General features: G+C 32.4%; 11 protein-coding genes, 2 rRNA genes and 1 riboswitch (1 of these 14 running past the window's edge). Of the genes, 3 read left to right on the forward strand and 10 right to left on the reverse strand.

Annotation, left to right across the window (positions count from 1 at the left end; all coding sequences use genetic code 11):
* The first annotated feature begins 135 nt into the window (after nt 1–135).
* Both F3K33_RS25755 and F3K33_RS25760 read left to right on the forward strand, forming a co-directional pair.
* On the forward strand, nt 136–858 hold the full coding sequence (locus tag F3K33_RS25755) for a lysophospholipid acyltransferase family protein (protein ID WP_012061177.1): 723 nt from the start codon (nt 136–138) through the stop codon (nt 856–858).
* Between the two features lie 222 nt (nt 859–1,080).
* Nucleotides 1,081–2,658: a DEAD/DEAH box helicase gene (locus tag F3K33_RS25760; protein ID WP_039773951.1), complete on the forward strand. Its 1,578-nt coding sequence runs from the start codon at nt 1,081–1,083 to the stop codon at nt 2,656–2,658.
* A 147-nt stretch (nt 2,659–2,805) separates the two neighbouring features.
* On the opposite strand, the gene F3K33_RS25765 is transcribed toward F3K33_RS25760, so the two are convergent.
* Complete coding sequence (locus tag F3K33_RS25765) at nt 2,806–3,318, reverse strand: Hsp20/alpha crystallin family protein (protein ID WP_023974951.1); 513 nt, start codon at nt 3,316–3,318, stop codon at nt 2,806–2,808.
* A gap of 269 nt (nt 3,319–3,587) precedes the next feature.
* Between F3K33_RS25765 and F3K33_RS25770 the strand changes: the two genes are divergently transcribed.
* Nucleotides 3,588–5,714, forward strand: coding sequence for a sigma-54-dependent transcriptional regulator (locus tag F3K33_RS25770; protein ID WP_039773950.1), 2,127 nt, complete (start codon nt 3,588–3,590; stop codon nt 5,712–5,714).
* A gap of 658 nt (nt 5,715–6,372) precedes the next feature.
* On the opposite strand, the gene F3K33_RS25775 is transcribed toward F3K33_RS25770, so the two are convergent.
* The 9 genes from F3K33_RS25775 to F3K33_RS25815 form a co-directional block, all read right to left on the reverse strand.
* Entirely contained in the window at nt 6,373–7,005 is a 633-nt protein-coding gene (locus tag F3K33_RS25775; RefSeq protein WP_039773949.1) for an HDIG domain-containing metalloprotein, read from the reverse strand.
* 254 nt (nt 7,006–7,259) lie between these two features.
* Entirely contained in the window at nt 7,260–7,598 is a 339-nt protein-coding gene (locus F3K33_RS25780) for a P-II family nitrogen regulator (RefSeq protein WP_012061182.1), read from the reverse strand.
* A 148-nt stretch (nt 7,599–7,746) separates the two neighbouring features.
* Nucleotides 7,747–8,991 carry an ammonium transporter gene (locus F3K33_RS25785; RefSeq protein ID WP_012061183.1) on the reverse strand — a complete coding sequence of 415 codons (1,245 nt, stop codon included), beginning with the start codon at nt 8,989–8,991 and terminating at the stop codon, nt 7,747–7,749.
* Nucleotides 8,992–9,285: 294 nt separating this feature from the next.
* Nucleotides 9,286–10,245: a phosphotransferase family protein gene (locus F3K33_RS25790; protein WP_023974954.1), complete on the reverse strand. Its 960-nt coding sequence runs from the start codon at nt 10,243–10,245 to the stop codon at nt 9,286–9,288.
* 161 nt (nt 10,246–10,406) lie between these two features.
* Nucleotides 10,407–12,062 carry a SulP family inorganic anion transporter gene (locus F3K33_RS25795; protein ID WP_039773948.1) on the reverse strand — a complete coding sequence of 552 codons (1,656 nt, stop codon included), beginning with the start codon at nt 12,060–12,062 and terminating at the stop codon, nt 10,407–10,409.
* Nucleotides 12,063–12,263: 201 nt separating this feature from the next.
* Complete coding sequence (gene dapA / locus F3K33_RS25800; RefSeq protein ID WP_023974956.1) at nt 12,264–13,133, reverse strand: 4-hydroxy-tetrahydrodipicolinate synthase; 870 nt, start codon at nt 13,131–13,133, stop codon at nt 12,264–12,266.
* 145 nt (nt 13,134–13,278) lie between these two features.
* Nucleotides 13,279–13,445: riboswitch (Lysine riboswitch) on the reverse strand.
* Between the two features lie 35 nt (nt 13,446–13,480).
* Complete coding sequence (locus tag F3K33_RS25805; RefSeq protein WP_012061187.1) at nt 13,481–14,257, reverse strand: sulfite exporter TauE/SafE family protein; 777 nt, start codon at nt 14,255–14,257, stop codon at nt 13,481–13,483.
* A gap of 112 nt (nt 14,258–14,369) precedes the next feature.
* Nucleotides 14,370–14,486 (reverse strand): 5S ribosomal RNA (gene rrf, locus F3K33_RS25810).
* Nucleotides 14,487–14,626: 140 nt separating this feature from the next.
* Nucleotides 14,627–16,969 (reverse strand): 23S ribosomal RNA (locus F3K33_RS25815); it runs 566 nt beyond the window's last position.

The following is a 16,969-nucleotide window of genomic DNA, read 5'->3' on the forward strand; positions in this document are numbered from 1 at the left end:
AATTATTTACTTAATTTTAAATTAATTTTATTGAATTTTTAATAGGTATGTAATCTATTTAGTCTTTCAATCTATTAATTTTTATACTATACTGATTAGTGTAAAAATTAATAGATTAAGGGTGTGTAATTTTTAATGTTAAGAACTATCTATTTTTATCTCGGATTAATAATAAGTCTTATATTTTCATCTATTTATAGAATTAGAATAAAAATCTTAACCAATAAAGGCGATATTGAAGGAAGAAAATATTTCATTCATAAAGTAAGCCATTCTTGGGGAAAATTTATAATGAAAATATCAGGTGCAAAAATTAATGTTATCGGCTTAGATAATCTTCCAAAAGATCAAACTGTATTATTTGTATCTAATCACCAAAGTAACTTTGATATTCCATTGCTTCTAAGCTGCATAGACATTCCAAAAGGATTTATTGCAAAAAAGGAGCTTGAAAAACTACCTCTTATTAGTACTTGGATGAAATATATAAATTGCATTTTTATGGATAGAGATAACTTAAGAAAATCCGCTGAATCAATAGTTGAAGGCGTTAATTTATTAAAGTCTGGTTATTCAATGGTAATATTCCCAGAGGGCACTAGAAGCAAAGGTAAGTCTGTAGATGAGTTTAAAAGTGGAAGCTTTAAGTTGGCTACAAAATCTAAATGTCCTATAGTTCCACTAACCATAAATGGGACATATAAGCTTATGGAAGAAAATAATAATGCAATAAAAAGTTCTGATATAGAATTAGTGATACATCCTCTAATAGATGTTGCTGCTCTAAACAAAGACGAGCTAGAAAAACTCCCTGAAACTGTTCATTCTATCATATCTAGTGCTTGCAAGCTACACTAATATAAAAAGCGAGTTGCCTTAAATTAGGCAGCTTATTTTTATGCATCAATTTAAGTATATTTTATACTAAATGCTGCTAATAATATATTTAGATTATAATATCTTTTGACATGAATTTATCTATTGTGTTATAATGAATTCATTTGACTTATATATAAAACTTTAATATAAGTTATCGAAACAAAAATAACTAATTTTGAAACAAAGAAACGAGGATATTTAATGAATGATAATCAATTTGCTACATTAGGTCTTAAAGAGAGTATTGTTAAGGCAATATCAGACCTTGGTTTTACAAAACCATCTCAAATACAAGAACAAAGTATCCCTGTAACACTTAGTGGCGCTGATTTAATAGGTCAGGCACAAACTGGTACCGGAAAAACTGCAGCTTACAGCTTACCAATTATCACCAAGATGAGTGATAATAGAGGAATCAAATCTCTTATTTTAGCACCAACAAGAGAACTTGCTGTTCAAGTTAATGAGGAGATACAAAGACTTTCTAAATATGAGAAAATTGTAACTCTAGCTGTTTATGGTGGAGATTCAATCGACAGACAAATCAGAGCACTAAGAAAAGGTGATGTCGATATTGTAGTTGGAACACCTGGTAGAATATTAGATCTTGTAAAAAGAAAATGCCTTCATTTAGAAAGTATAGAATTTCTAGTACTAGATGAAGCTGACGAAATGCTTAACATGGGATTCATCGATGATATTCAAGAAATTCTTAGTCATACACCATCTGAAAGACAAACTTTATTATTTTCAGCAACAATGCCTGATCCAATAGCAAAGTTGGCTAAAAAGTATATGAAACCAGATGCTAAACTTGTTAGTATTAAGAGGAGTTCATTAACTGTATCTAAAATTGAGCAAAGTTATTTTATGATTAATAATAAGCATAGATTAGAAGCTCTTTGTAGGTTACTTGATCTAGATAATCCTAGTTCGGCTATAATATTCTGTAGAACTAAAAGAGGCGTTGATGAGCTTGTACAAGAGCTACAATCAAAAGGTTATATGGTTGAAGGTATGCATGGAGATATGACACAAGCTCACAGATTAACTACTTTAAATAAATTTAAAGAAGGTACACTAAATCTATTAATAGCTACTGATGTTGCTGCTAGAGGTATAGATGTAGAAGGTGTGACTCATGTATTTAACTATGATTTACCTCAAGATGTAGAATCATATGTTCACAGAATTGGTAGAACTGGTAGAGCAAATAAAAGCGGTACAGCTTATTCTTTAGTAACTCCAAAGGATTTTTCAATGCTTAAACAAATTCAAAATGTTACTAAAAGTTCAATCACACAAAAGCCAGTTCCAACTGCAGAAGAAATTAATAATAAAAAATTTAAGGACATGATGTCAGAGGTTGAGAGTACTATTAAAGCTGGTGATCTTACTAAGTTTATACCAAGTGCAATAGAATTGACTGAATCTTATGATGCAGTATCAGTTATTTCAGCTCTAATGAAAATGAAGTTTGAAAATGAAATTGTATTTGATTACAGTTCAAACAAATTAGAAGCTCCTAAAAAAGAAGATGTTCGTTTATTTTTCTCTGTCGGCAAAAGAGACGGTTTGACTCCAAAAGTATTAATTAATTATATTAAAGATATGACAAAAGTTAATGCTTCAGCAATTGGTCAAATAGACCTTATGGAAAACTTCTCATTTGTAACTGTTGATGAGTCTATATCTTCTAAAATATTAAAAAATTGTCCTGGTGGAAAAATTAATAAGAAGAAGGTTAATGTTGAAGTTGCTAATAAGCGTAAGAGATAATAAAACTTTTTATTCTTAATACTCTTACTTAAGGGAAGATTTAAATTTAGGTATAATGCCTAGAGCTTATCCTCCCTTTTTTGCTTTTATTATAAAAATAACTACTCTAAAAATAACATTAAAACATTTCATGCTATTCCTTATACATTACTGTATATCCGCATCATCTTGATAAGAATCCACATCTATTATATTCGATGTATTTTCTAACGAATACTTTTTCTGCATTATTATACTAAGAACTCCATTATCAATACTTTTAAGTATCTGATTTGTGTCTATATCCTCAATATCATTAAATTTTTTATTATAAGCCTTCTTAACAAGAGCAGTATTAGAAAATATCCCAAATCCACTTTTTTTGATTTCTAATCTATTTAAGTTTATATCTAGTATTCCTGGATCATATCTTATGCTTAACTCTCTAAGATCAATACCTTTTAGATCTATAGTTAGATGATACATATCATCATACCGATTAAGTTTTATAAAATTATTATATTCTTCTCTATTTCCTTCATCAGAAGAAATATCCTCATTATTTTTAGCAAATTCATTTATATCAAAGTTATCTAAAAATGAATTCATAATTCCACTTATCTTTTCTATATTGTTTGTATTAAAAACATTATCAAATCCAAAAGTAAAAATTTTAAACATATCTTCCTCCCAATATATTTCTTAACACTTATATAATATTTATAAACTTCCAATTTGTTTAAATCATTTATCTTAATTTTAGTTGTATTTTTAAACTTTAATTAGTGTATCAATTCTAAATATTACTCAATTTTTTCAAGTGTATAATATCATTACTTTTTAATACTCTATTAATCCAAAGCGTTTCTTTTTTCAATATATATCAATACACTATTGAATAATCTCATATAAGATATTACAATATTTATTATATATAGGAGGATACTATAATGAAGCGTATTGATAAGATTTATAACTATATTTTAAAAAATTCTAAGAACTTTAATAAAGATAAATTTTTAGATCAAAAGGGGTTTAGTGCCCAAGAAATTGGCGAAAAATTAGATATATTAAGGAATAATGTTTCAAAAGAGCTTAATATTCTCTGTAGAGAAAAGAAAATTATTAAAATAAAAAATAGGCCAGTTATGTATTTTGATAGAAGTTGCCTTGAAAATATACTATCTATAAAGCTACCTGAAGATTTAGAGGAAATATTAGATGTTAATATATTACTTTCTTCTCCTTCAAATGCATTTACTGAGAATAAGTCACCTTTTAACTATTTAATTGGTGCTAATACAAGTTTAAAAAATCAAATTGAACAAGCCAAAGCAGCACTGATGTACCCACCAAACGGATTGCATACATTAATAATTGGTGGTACAGGCGTTGGCAAAAGTTTATTTGCTAACATAATGTATGAATACTCTAAATATATAAAAAGGCTCTCAAAAGATGCTCCTTTCGTTGTTTTTAATTGTGCTGATTATGCTAATAATCCACAACTTCTTCTATCGTATATTTTTGGACACATCAAAGGTTCCTTTATAGGTGCCGCTAAGGAGACAGATGGTATTGTTTCAAGAGCCGATGGAGGCATTTTACTCCTTGATGAAATACATAGATTACCACATGAAGCTCAAGAAATTGTATTTCACTTCATGGATACAGGAACTTACAATAAACTTGGCGAAACAGGTAGCACCCGAAGAGCTAGTATACTATTAATAGGTTCCACAACGGAAGATCCTAATTCCACATTACTTAATACTTTCATAAGAAAAATTCCAATAACTATAACTATTCCAAGTTTTGATGAAAGACCAATTGATGATCAAATTGAATTGATACACTATTTATTATCAAATGAAGCTCAAAGAGTTAACAAAACTATTAAAATTTCAGCTGAATCTATTGAAGCTTTAATAAGAAGTACATCTTACGGAAATGTTGGACAGCTTAAATTGAATATTCAATTAGCGTGTGGAAAAGGATTTTTAAACTGTATTAATACAGATGAATGTATTGATATAAATTTAAACTTATTCCCATCTAATATAAAAAACAAAATTTTAACTTTTAGCGCTAAAGGAAAAGTTAATGTAACAGAATGTGATACAATCCCTAACACAATTACAATTCAACCCGATGGTGATAAAACTTTCTTAGAAACTGATGATTATAAGCCACATTTTAATATTTATAACATTGTTGAGGACAAAACTTCTGCTCTTCATGAAGAAGGCATGAGCGATGATTATATAAAAGATTTTATAACTACTGACATCAATATTCATTTAAAGCAATTCTATGCTAGGCTTAAAAACGATACAAATCGTCGTGAAGTCTTATTAAAAATTGTCAATAAAGATATTGTTGAATTTGTTGAAGAGATCAAAGCTCTGGCAGAATCCAGATTAAATAGAAAATTAAATGAACGATTTATTTATGCAGTAAGCCTACATTTTAGCGCTCTGTTTAATAGAATTAAGAAAAGAAAGGTCTCTTTTTCATCACATATTGAGCTACAGTTATCTGTTAACAATAAAGAATATGATGTTGCAACTGAAATCCATCAGTTGACCCAAAAACGTTATAATATGACTATTCCTGCAATTGAGGTTGATTCTCTATCATTGCTTTTAGCTTCAATACAAGAATCCTCTCACCAAGAAAGGGTTGGGATAGTAGTTGCTTCTCATGGTTCGAGTGCAGCAACAAGTATGGTTGCTGTTGCTAGAAAGCTCTTTGATGTTGATAATATTTTAGCTGTAGATATACCTCTTGAAATGACGCCTTCTGATATATTACAAACTGTTATTGAAAAAGTTAAAATAGTCGATGAAGGTAAAGGCGTATTGCTTTTAGTAGATATGGGATCATTAAATAATTTGAGTGATGTTATAAATGAACATACTAACATTAATACTAAAAGTTTAGATATGGTATCAACACAATTAGTTCTAGAGGCTGTTAGAGCATGTTCCCTCTATAATACAAATCTAAACACCGTTTATTCTTATCTAATTAATGGTTTTAGAGGCTATGCAAATAACATTATTACTGAATACTAAACTTCATCCAATTCTGAATTTAGTATCAAAATAATCTTGTAAATATTAGATAATATATTATTTCTAAAATAAAGTGTATTAAAGAATTAATACACAGTATTGACTTTGTATAATTTTACTCTATTAAATACAATAGAACTGTATTCTTAATAGTATTGAATATTCTCTGACACACTAATGAGGCTGTTAATGCTCTATATTAGTATCCAAATAGTAATTAAAAGGTGGTAAAGTGGTGATTTCATTAATTGTAGGCATTTATAAAAATTTCTCAAAAAAGCCTATCAAATCAGCAAAAATGATTTTCGGTACTCAAAAATGTAGACATAGTTATATTAAAATCACGTGAGGATATAGATAATCTAGTTGGAACATATAATGATCTTATAAATTTAGAGGAAAAAGTTTCATATGATACTTTCAGTAACTAGGATTGACGACAGATCGATACATGACTATCTATCTATTGTTGGCTCAACATAAATAAAATTCCAAAGAATTATCTTATATAAGGATTATGTAGTAAAAAACGTGATTAGGAAAGTTTATTAACCAAATTCTAATCAACTATGTGGTCAATCTCACATAGTTGATTAGAATAAAAAAATGTAGTTAATCTACATTTTTTTAACAAATTTAATCACTTACATTCAGATAATTATTTATTTTTTCTTTTGAAATCAGTTATTTTTTCTTTAAACTTTCTTACTTCCTCTTTTGTCTTATTTATTTCTATATGATCTAAATTCCCTCTACCTAACCTATCTGAGAGGGAAACTAAGAAAATCTCATTTATATCTACATCTCTTAGCATGTCTCCTATATTTTGAAATTTCATATCTTTAGTTACAAATAAACTTTGCATATGCCATCTTACAAGCCCTCTTACTTCATCTATAAAATTTTCCTCCATATTAAAATATGTAAGAAATTTTCTAGCCATTTCAGCTCCTACACTGTCGTGGTTATAAGATGTTAGTCTTCCTTTTCTTAATTTAGTAGTAGGTTTTTTACCTATATCATGCAATAGAAGTGCCCACATAAATACTCTTTTATCTCTACTTCTTTCTCTATTTACTGCTCCTTGGTCAATGACCATCATTGTATGTATGAATACGTTTCCCTCCGGATGAAATTTAGGATTCTGATCAACATCTCGTAAGTCACTTATCATTGAAAATGGATAATTATCAAGATTATGATTTTTTAGTGCATTCTCTAAGTAAATAGATGGCTTATCATCGCTAATTAAACGCTCCTCAATATTTAAAAAAATTTCTTTTTCATTCATAATATACTCCTATTAGACATTTTCTACTGAACCAATAAACTTTATTTTAATTCAACAATATTAGTATATCTAATATCAAAATTATTAAACTCAAAAGTTTTTAAAAAGTCACTTTCAATATTAATACATTATTTATATATAGAAAATAGTAGGTAAATCTATATCAAAACAGATCAACCTACTATTTTCTATATATTTTATTCTTATTGCTTACTGCAAGTTAGATTCTATATTAATTGGTGAATACTTTATTTCTATAAAGCTGAATTTCCTCTCTCACCTGTTCTAATTCTTATAGCATCTGCAATATCAATTATAAATATTTTTCCGTCTCCAACTTCACCAGTCCTAGCAATTGAAGTAATAAGTTCAATTACATCTTCTACCTTATCATCTTCTACAACTATTTTAACTTCTATCTTTGGTAATACATTTGTTGTTATTTCAGTACCCCTATGATATTCCTTCCAGCCACGTTGTTGTCCACATCCCATAACTTGACTTATAGTAACACCATTTATATTTTTATTCTTTAATGCTTCTTTAACTTCTTCAAGCTTCGAAGGTCTTACAATAGCTTCTACTCTTTTCATAATATACTTCCTCCCTAATCATCTATATAATGTATAATATTATTTTAACAATATATATCTAAAAATTATACAACTAATTTTTATACAAATACTTTATCACAATATATACATTACACAATACTATAAAGTTTCATGGATATATTAATATTTAGTCTAATCCAGTAAACGCTGGGTATGCTGTTTCACCATGCTCAGCGACATCAAGACCATCAGCTTCTTCTGCACTTTCAACTCTAATAGTCATAAATAATTTCATAACTTTCAAGATAATAAATGTCATAACCGCTGCAAAAACTATTGTTATTGCTATACCTTCTATTTGAGCTATTAAAAGCTTAATATCTCCAAAGAAAAGACCATTCCATTGTGCTACAGAGTTTATTGCTGTTTGTCCAAATAGACCTGTTGCAATACCTCCCCAAACTCCTCCAATTCCATGACATCCAAAGGCATCTAATGCATCATCATATCCGAATTTAGATTTAACTGCAGTCATGAAGAAGAAGCATATTGGAGATACTATAGCGCCTATTATAATTGAACTCCAAAGGGGAACGAATCCAGCCGCCGGTGTTATTGCAACTAATCCTACAACAGCTCCTGTTGCAGCCCCGAGTATTGTTGGCTTTCCATGTTTTATTTTCTCAATTAGCATCCATGAAAGTAATGCTGACGCTGCCGCAGTATTTGTTGTCATGAAAGCATGAACTGCAAGTGGACCAGCATTTAATGCACTACCTGCATTGAATCCAAACCAACCAAACCAAAGTAATGCCGCTCCAAGAACTACAAATGGAATATTGTGTGGCTTATATGACATCATACCATATCCACGTCTTTTACCTAATACAATACAAGCTACAAGTCCTGAAACTCCTGAACTTATATGAACTACATCTCCACCAGCAAAATCAACTGCTCCTAAAGAGTTTATTAATCCACCTGAACCCCACACCATATGTGCTAGTGGGTAGTATACTAAAATTGACCACAATGCTATGAATATAAATAGTGCTGAGAATCTCATTCTTCCTACTAAAGATCCTGTTATAAGAGCCGGAGTGATTATTGCAAACATCATTTGAAATGCTGCAAAAAGCTCATGTGGTATAGTAGGTGCATACGATGAAGGATCTCCACCTACTCCATTAAATCCAAAAAAGTTAAGTCCTCCTATTACTCCTCCAATATTATCCCCAAATGCTAGTGAGTAGCCTATTAAAACCCACATTACAGATGCTAATCCACAAATAAAGAATGAAGACATTAACGTATTTAAAACATTTTTTCTACGAACCATTCCACCATAAAAGAATGCAAGTCCTGGTGTCATTAAAAGTACAAGTGCTGAACAAATCAATATAAAACTGCTATCGCCAAAATTAATTTCCATAAAAAATCCCCCTTAAATATAGTAAGTTTAAGATATAAATTGCTAATTAACATCTTGAAATTACTTAATTTTTTTCAAATAACTGTTAATAGAGAGATAACTGCGCACATTATCTAAAAATCAATTTAATAGTCTCTTAGAATTATAATTATAATTTTTATAAATGAAAAAAGGTGCTTGAGAAATATACTTACGAGTATATTTCTCAAACACCATTGTTCTTATTGATAGTATATTATCTCCATATAAAATTGTCAACATTTTTTTCAAAGGAGATTTAATTTTGTTTAACATCTAATCAAAAACACTTAATGTATTAATTATTATTTTTTTTATGTTTTCATGCTTAATTGGCATTTCCTCATTCGTTCCTATTAATTGAATCAAATTTACGAGATCTCTTAGCTTACTTATGTTATACCAATTTTGAGTAAGCTTATAATCTGAAAATTTATTATACTCATATTCAAATGCCTCAATTAATTTTCTATTAAAATATTCTTCATATCTAAAGAACTGTCCTATGTCTGCTAAAGGGTGCCCTGCTATTACGAACTCCCAATCTAATATACCTGCTAGCATTTTATTTTTTATTATTATATTAGTCCCCTGAAAATCGCCATGAACAAGCCTAGGATCCTTATCTAAATCTCTTAATGCTTTTTCATTCTTCCTAACTACGCGATTAATGTCATTTACAATAGTTTTTCCTAAACGCTTCTTAGCTATATCTCCCATGAAGCTTTCATACCATGAAACAAGTGGTGGTAGTTCTTCTCTTATATGTAAACATTCATCTAAAGCCCCAACCTTAGAAAACTTATAGCTATGTATTTTAGCTAAAGCCCTTGCAACGTTTCTAACAAAACTATCCTCCAAACTATAACCTTCTCTTATAGCCTGCCCTATAGTCTTTCCCTCAATATATTCATAAATGGCATATTCTCTGTTTCCAATATCCTCATCTTCACTTACTCTATATACTTCTGGTACGGGTACGAACTTAGAGTTTCTTAAAAAATTTAATAATTTAATTTCTTTCTTATAATCCTGCCCCTTTATAAAAAATATTTTTAATATATATTTTTTTTCTAGATTATTAGATTCAACAATATAATTTGTAGTCCTGCACCCAGAATCTATTGGTATAATATTATTAATATCACATTCTTTCAATATACCTTTAAATAATTTTTTAATCGTTGCACTACTAACTTCCAAAAATGGAAATGTCCTTTCCCATCTATATTCCATGCCTTACCTCTTTATTTATTCAACTTATTGCTTATAATCAAAATTAAATGAAAATATTCTTAAAAATTTTTTTTTATGAGTCCCATTACTTTTAAGTAAAATATTAAAATTTACGACAATATCTAAATAATATATTTTACTATTTCCTTGGGAATAATCCACTAGGATGCTTCTAATTCCTTTACATAATCATAAGCTTTCTCTATAGCTTCTGTTTTTGTTTCGTATATATGACTTACTCCAATTTTAACTACAAACCCCATCTTATTTAGTACTTTCATAGGTTGATTTTGTACATGTGTTAAGCAAAGTTTTATATTCAACTCATTACAATGTTTAAGTAACCTAGTTAATGCATCTATTGCAGATGCATCTATTGCGTGAGTATGTCTCATGTCTAAAATTACAACCCCCACTGAAGATTCAATTTCCTTCATTTTATCAAAAAACTCATTTACTACTCCAAAGAACATCGGACCATTTACTTGATATACTCGTATCCTTCCATCTGCTTTTTCTAGTACAGTATTAGTATCCTTATCGAAAACCTTCTCCTCTACCAAATCTCTAATTTCAGTAGTATCAGATACTCTCTTCATAAATAAAAACATAGTCATGATCATTCCAATTCCTATTGCTACAACCAAATCAAATATAACCGTACATGTAAATGTAAGTAATAATACAATAACATCACTTTTAGGTGCCTTTAATAATGATTTAAACACTTTCCATTGACTCATATTATAAGCAACTATTATCAAAATTGCTGAAAGTACGGACATTGGTATCATCCTTGCAAGTGGCATCAAAATTAACATAGTCGCTAACAATGTTATAGAATGTACCATCCCTGATATTGGACTTCTTCCATTTGATTTTACATTAGCAGCAGTCCTTGCAATCGCACCTGTAGCAGGTATTCCACCAAATATTCCACATGTAATATTAGCTAAACCTTGAGCTATGAGTTCCATATTTGAATCATGCTTATCTGATATCATTCCATCCGCTACGGTTGCTGATAATAGTGATTCTAGTGCTGCCAGTATAGCAATAGTAATAGATGGAGCAAATAATTTATTTATTACATCCATATTTATCTTAGGAAATATAGGCATTGGTAATGTTGATGATATCTCTTGAAATCTACTTCCTATAGTCTCTACTGGTATATTAAATATTTTCACAAAAATAGTAGCGACAATTAGCGCAATCATTGATCCAGGTATTGTCTTACTAACTTTAGGCCAAAATATCATTATAAAAATACAGCTTATACCTATTATTAGCGACCATGTATTTAACGTTCCTATATTGGTAAGATAACTTTTCCATTTTGCAAAAAACTCTGCTGGAACATTTTCAATTTTCAATGCTAAAAAATCTTTGACTTCAGTGGATACCAGCGTTACTGCTATACCAGCAGTAAATCCTATTGTTATTGTCTGGGGTATGTACTTAATTAATGAACCAAACTTTAAAATCCCCATTATTACTAATATAATTCCAGCCATTATCGTTGCTACAACAAGTCCACCTATACCATACTCTTGAATAATAGAATAAATTATAACGACAAATGCCGCTGTAGGTCCACCTATTTGAACTTTACTTCCACCTAAGAGCGAAATAATAAATCCTGCAAATATTGCTGTCGTAAGCCCTTTCTCTGGAGATACTCCCGATGATATTCCAAGTGCTATTGACAACGGTAATGCTATTACAGCTACAATAACGCCAGCTATAATATCCTTCATAACTTGCTCTCTAGTAATTTCCTTGTTCTTAATCATAGAAAAGAACTTAGGCATCATTTCTAATCACTTCCTTATTAAATTTGTCAGTCTCTATCTTACTCCTAAATGCTAGAGTAGTCAAAATAATCCCTTGTTATTACTACATTACTAGAATAATTTATAGAGAAATTAATAAAAAGTGATTTTTTATTGAAGCCAATTTATTTAACTTATAACAATTAACTATAATATAATTATACTTTTTTTATCTCAGTTATGTTAAATACTTAATATTTTATCTATCTTACTTTCTAATCCTTTTGTGATATTCATTAATGGCAATCTAACTTCATCAGAATCTATTATACCTAGTTTCTTTAGGCTGTACTTAAGAGGTGTTGGATTTGGTTCTGAAAATAATAGCGGTATCATTTTATATAGAGAATTCCATTTTTTTAGTGCAGCTTGATGATCATTAGCCTTAGCTAAGTTATATACCTTAATAAAATCTTTAGTATTTAAATGTGCTGATGCCATTATTCCGCCTTGTCCTCCAAGCATAAGCGTCGTATAAAAATACATATCTTCACCTGTTAAGATGGAAAAATCTTTTGGAGGATTCATTAATAGTTCAGTTGTTTGCTTCATGCTTCCACAGCAGTCTTTTATTCCTATTATGTTTTTTAACTGAGATAATACATGCACAGTTTCATTTTCAATATTAGCTCCAGTTCTATATGGTATATTATAAAGTACTATATCCAAATCAGTTGATTCTGATATACTTTTAAAGTGCTCATAAATACCTCTTTGATCTGGTCTCGAATAATATGGTGTAACTGATAGTATTCCATTCACTTTATGCTTTTCTACTAATTTTAGCTTTTTAATTACTTCACTTGTATTATTACCACCTAATCCTATGTATACTGGAACTCTATTCTTATTATATTCAACAGTTTTTTCTAAAATTTCTTCATATTCATTCTCTAGTATTGTAGGTGATTCTCCTGTAGTTGCAAGTGGTATAATTCCATTTACTCCTTCTTCTACGTAATGATTAATCATTCTTTCGTAAGATCTAAAATCTACCTTTCCATCTTTAAATGGTGTTAATAATGGTACTAGAACTCCTTCAACCTTTGCCAACTTTTCCAACTCCTCAAATCTATTTTATTAAATAAGAAAACCCGTTAGCATATATACCAACGGGTAGAGTTAACCGCATAAAACTTGTACAAAACTAAAACATAATAATATCATAACTATAACATTATTATCTATAGCTTCACCAAATCCTTGTAGCTCTCCACTTTCGTGACAGTTATGCATATATTTTATGCATACCCAGAAATAAATTTTTGCATAATCTAAATCTTCGGCTATAATACCTTTCTTTATTAGTCAACGTTTGCCAACTCATAATAAATACTCTTTATTAATAGCACCTCTACCTTAGGTTTTCGTTATTACATTATTAAAATTATATCATTTAATTAACTACTTGTAAATAAAATAGCATCTATCACTTTGCCAAATAACATAATTATTACTAATATTATTATCGGCTTTATGATCTTCGCTCCACTTTTAATTGCAAAATGTGCCCCTAAATAATTTCCTAAACTAGCACATATAGCTGCAGGTATACCTATCATAAATAAAACCTTGCCATTTAATATATAAGCTATTAGTGCTGCAAAATTAGATGCCAAATTCACTATCTTAGCATTACCAGACGCAGTTATAAGATTGAATCCTAAAAATGATGTAAAGGCTAAAACTAAAAATGTTCCTGTTCCCGGACCAAAAAATCCATCATAAGCTCCTATTACTAAACCTATTATTCCTGCCACTAAATAAATCTTTCTATGTTCTACTTTCTTTTCGTTATTTTCTACTCCAATTTTTCTATTAAACAAAAGAAAAATTGCAACAATAGGTAAGATGATAATAAGACAGTATTGCAAATACTTTTCATCTAGTAGCAATACTAATTGCGTTCCAAACCAAGATCCTATAATAGCACCTATGGCTGAAATTAATGCTGGTTTAATTTTTATATTACCACTACTTAAAAATTTTATAGAAGCTGCAAATGTTCCAATACCATTTGCAAACTTATTAGTTCCATATGCCATATGTATTGGCATTCCAGCAAAAATATATGCTGGCAAAGATATTATTCCACCTCCACCTGCAACAGCATCCACGAAACCTGCGCAAAATACTAATGGGCATATGATAAGCAATGTCATATTATATGAATACATAACCTCTCCTAACGACAATAAGCTAATTATATTCTCTATAAAGATAATTAACTTATTACGACTTTAATAAAACTAAAATAAAAAAGATAGTCATTACAACTATCTTTTGCTTACCTCGCAACGTCCTACTCTGCCACACAGTCTCCCATGCAGTACCATCGGCGCTATAGACCTTAACTTTCCTGTTCGGAATGGGAAGGAGTGTTACCTCTATGCCATCATCACGAGATATTAGCTTTTCCCAAATCTCTGATTTGGTTGAAAAACTTATGCAAATCGCTTTAGCGATTTGTATTCCTTATTCAATTGAAAGTTTTGTTCTTTCAAAATTGCACACAGTTTCTTTAATGTATTTACAACTTGACTATATTGGTCAAGCCCTCGACCTATTAGTATCAGTCAGCTAAATACGTTGCCGCACTTACACCTCTGACCTATCAACCTTGTAGTCTTCAAGGGGTCTTACTAGCTTATGCTATGGGAAATCTCATCTTGAGGTGGGCTTCACACTTAGATGCTTTCAGCGTTTATCCCTTCCCGACTTAGCTACCCAGCTATGCTTCTGGCGAAACAACTGGTACACCATAGGTCAGTCCATCCCGGTCCTCTCGTACTAAGGACAGCTCCTCTCAAATTTCCTACGCCCGCGACGGATAGGGACCGAACTGTCTCACGACGTTCTGAACCCAGCTCGCGTGCCGCTTTAATGGGCGAACAGCCCAACCCTTGGGACCTACTTCAGCCCCAGGATGCGACGAGCCGACATCGAGGTGCCAAACCTCCCCGTCGATGTGAACTCTTGGGGGAGATCAGCCTGTTATCCCCGAGGTAGCTTTTATCCGTTGAGCGATGGCCCTCCCACGAGGTACCACCGGATCACTAAGCCCGACTTTCGTCCCTGCTCCACTTGTAGGTGTCGCAGTCAGGCTCCCTTCTGCCTTTACACTCTTCGAACGATTTCCGACCGTTCTGAGGGAACCTTTGGGCGCCTCCGTTACATTTTAGGAGGCGACCGCCCCAGTCAAACTGCCCACCTAACAATGTCCTGTCACCAGTTTCATGGCATCCAGTTAGAACTTCAATACTATCAGGGTGGTATCCCAACAACGACTCCACCAAGGCTGACGCCCTAGTTTCCAAGTCTCCCACCTATCCTGTACAGACAATACCGAAATTCAATGCTAAGCTACAGTAAAGCTCTACGGGGTCTTTCCGTCCAATCGCGGGTAGCGAGCATCTTCACTCGCACTACAACTTCGCCGGATTTGCAGTTGAGACAGTGCACAAGTCATTACGCCATTCGTGCGGGTCAGAACTTACCTGACAAGGAATTTCGCTACCTTAGGACCGTTATAGTTACGGCCGCCGTTTACTGGGGCTTAAGTTCACACCTTCGCGTTACCACTAAGTGTTCCCCTTAACCTTCCAGCACCGGGCAGGCGTCAGCCCCTATACATCAGCTTTCGCTTTAGCAGAGACCTGTGTTTTTGTTAAACAGTTGCTTGTGCCTATTCTCTGCGGCCTGATTTCTCAGGCACCCCTTCTCCCGAAGTTACGGGGTCAATTTGCCTAGTTCCTTAACTGCAATTCTTCCGTCGGCCTTAGGATTCTCTCCTCATCTACCTGTGTCGGTTTGCGGTACGGGCACTACTTCTCTCTCTAGATGCTTTTCTTGGAAGCATGGAATCAGATACTTCGGTTCCGTAGAACCTTCCCCATCACGCCTCAGAATTGTTGGAACGGATTTGCCAATCCCAACTCCCTAAACGCTTAGACTAGCATCCAATAGCTAGCACATCCTATCCTTCTCCGTCACACCATCGATAATAACGATTATAGTGGTATTGGAATATCAACCAATTGTCCATCGACTACGCCTTTCGGCCTCGCCTTAGGTCCCGACTAACCCTGAGAAGACAAACTTTACTCAGGAAACCTTAGATATTCGGCCTGTAGGATTCTCGCCTACATCTCGCTACTAATGCCAACATTCTCACTCGTAATCAGTCCACCGCTCCTTACGGTACGACTTCAGCCCGATTACGACGCTCCTCTACCGCTCACGTTAAACGTGAACCCGTAGCTTCGGTGGTAAGTTTGAGCCCCGGACATTTTCGGCGCAGGATCTCTTGACTAGTGAGCTATTACGCACTCTTTTAATGAGTGGCTGCTTCTAAGCCAACATCCTAGTTGTCTTAGAAATCCCACATCCTTTTCCACTTAACTTACACTTTGGGACCTTAGCTGACGATCTGGGCTGTTTCCCTTTTGACCATGGAACTTATCTTTCATAGTCTGACTGCCGGACTGATAGTATGTGGCATTCGGAGTTTGATAAGGTTCGGTAAGCGCTATGCCCCCTAGCCTATTCAGTGCTCTACCTCCACTACTCACATTTTCCGACGCTAGCCCTAAAGCTATTTCGAGGAGAACCAGCTATATCCGAGTTCGATTGGAATTTCTCCGCTATCCACAGCTCATCCCATGCTTTTTCAACAGCAACGTGGTTCGGTCCTCCACGAGGTTTTACCCTCGCTTCAACCTGGCCATGGATAGGTCACCCGGTTTCGGGTCTACAGCATGCAACTAGTCGCCCTATTAAGACTCGGTTTCCCTTCGGCTCCGTACCTTAAGTACTTAACCTCGCTACATACCGTAACTCGTTGGCTCGTTCTACAAAAAGCACATCATCACACACATAAGGTGCTCTGA

The organism is Clostridium beijerinckii (assembly GCF_008705175.1).
Lineage (GTDB): Bacteria > Bacillota > Clostridia > Clostridiales > Clostridiaceae > Clostridium > Clostridium beijerinckii.

Excerpts from the sequence above, each read along its gene's own strand:
- F3K33_RS25755 (WP_012061177.1), top strand. The coding sequence starts at position 136 with ATGTTAAGAACTATCTATTTTTATCTCGGATTAATAATAAGTCTTATA.
- F3K33_RS25760 (WP_039773951.1), top strand. The coding sequence starts at position 1,081 with ATGAATGATAATCAATTTGCTACATTAGGTCTTAAAGAGAGTATTGTT.
- F3K33_RS25765 (WP_023974951.1), bottom strand. The coding sequence starts at position 3,318 with ATGTTTAAAATTTTTACTTTTGGATTTGATAATGTTTTTAATACAAAC.
- F3K33_RS25770 (WP_039773950.1), top strand. The coding sequence starts at position 3,588 with ATGAAGCGTATTGATAAGATTTATAACTATATTTTAAAAAATTCTAAG.
- F3K33_RS25775 (WP_039773949.1), bottom strand. The coding sequence starts at position 7,005 with ATGAATGAAAAAGAAATTTTTTTAAATATTGAGGAGCGTTTAATTAGC.
- F3K33_RS25780 (WP_012061182.1), bottom strand. The coding sequence starts at position 7,598 with ATGAAAAGAGTAGAAGCTATTGTAAGACCTTCGAAGCTTGAAGAAGTT.
- F3K33_RS25785 (WP_012061183.1), bottom strand. The coding sequence starts at position 8,991 with ATGGAAATTAATTTTGGCGATAGCAGTTTTATATTGATTTGTTCAGCA.
- F3K33_RS25790 (WP_023974954.1), bottom strand. The coding sequence starts at position 10,245 with ATGGAATATAGATGGGAAAGGACATTTCCATTTTTGGAAGTTAGTAGT.
- F3K33_RS25795 (WP_039773948.1), bottom strand. The coding sequence starts at position 12,062 with ATGATGCCTAAGTTCTTTTCTATGATTAAGAACAAGGAAATTACTAGA.
- F3K33_RS25805 (WP_012061187.1), bottom strand. The coding sequence starts at position 14,257 with ATGTATTCATATAATATGACATTGCTTATCATATGCCCATTAGTATTT.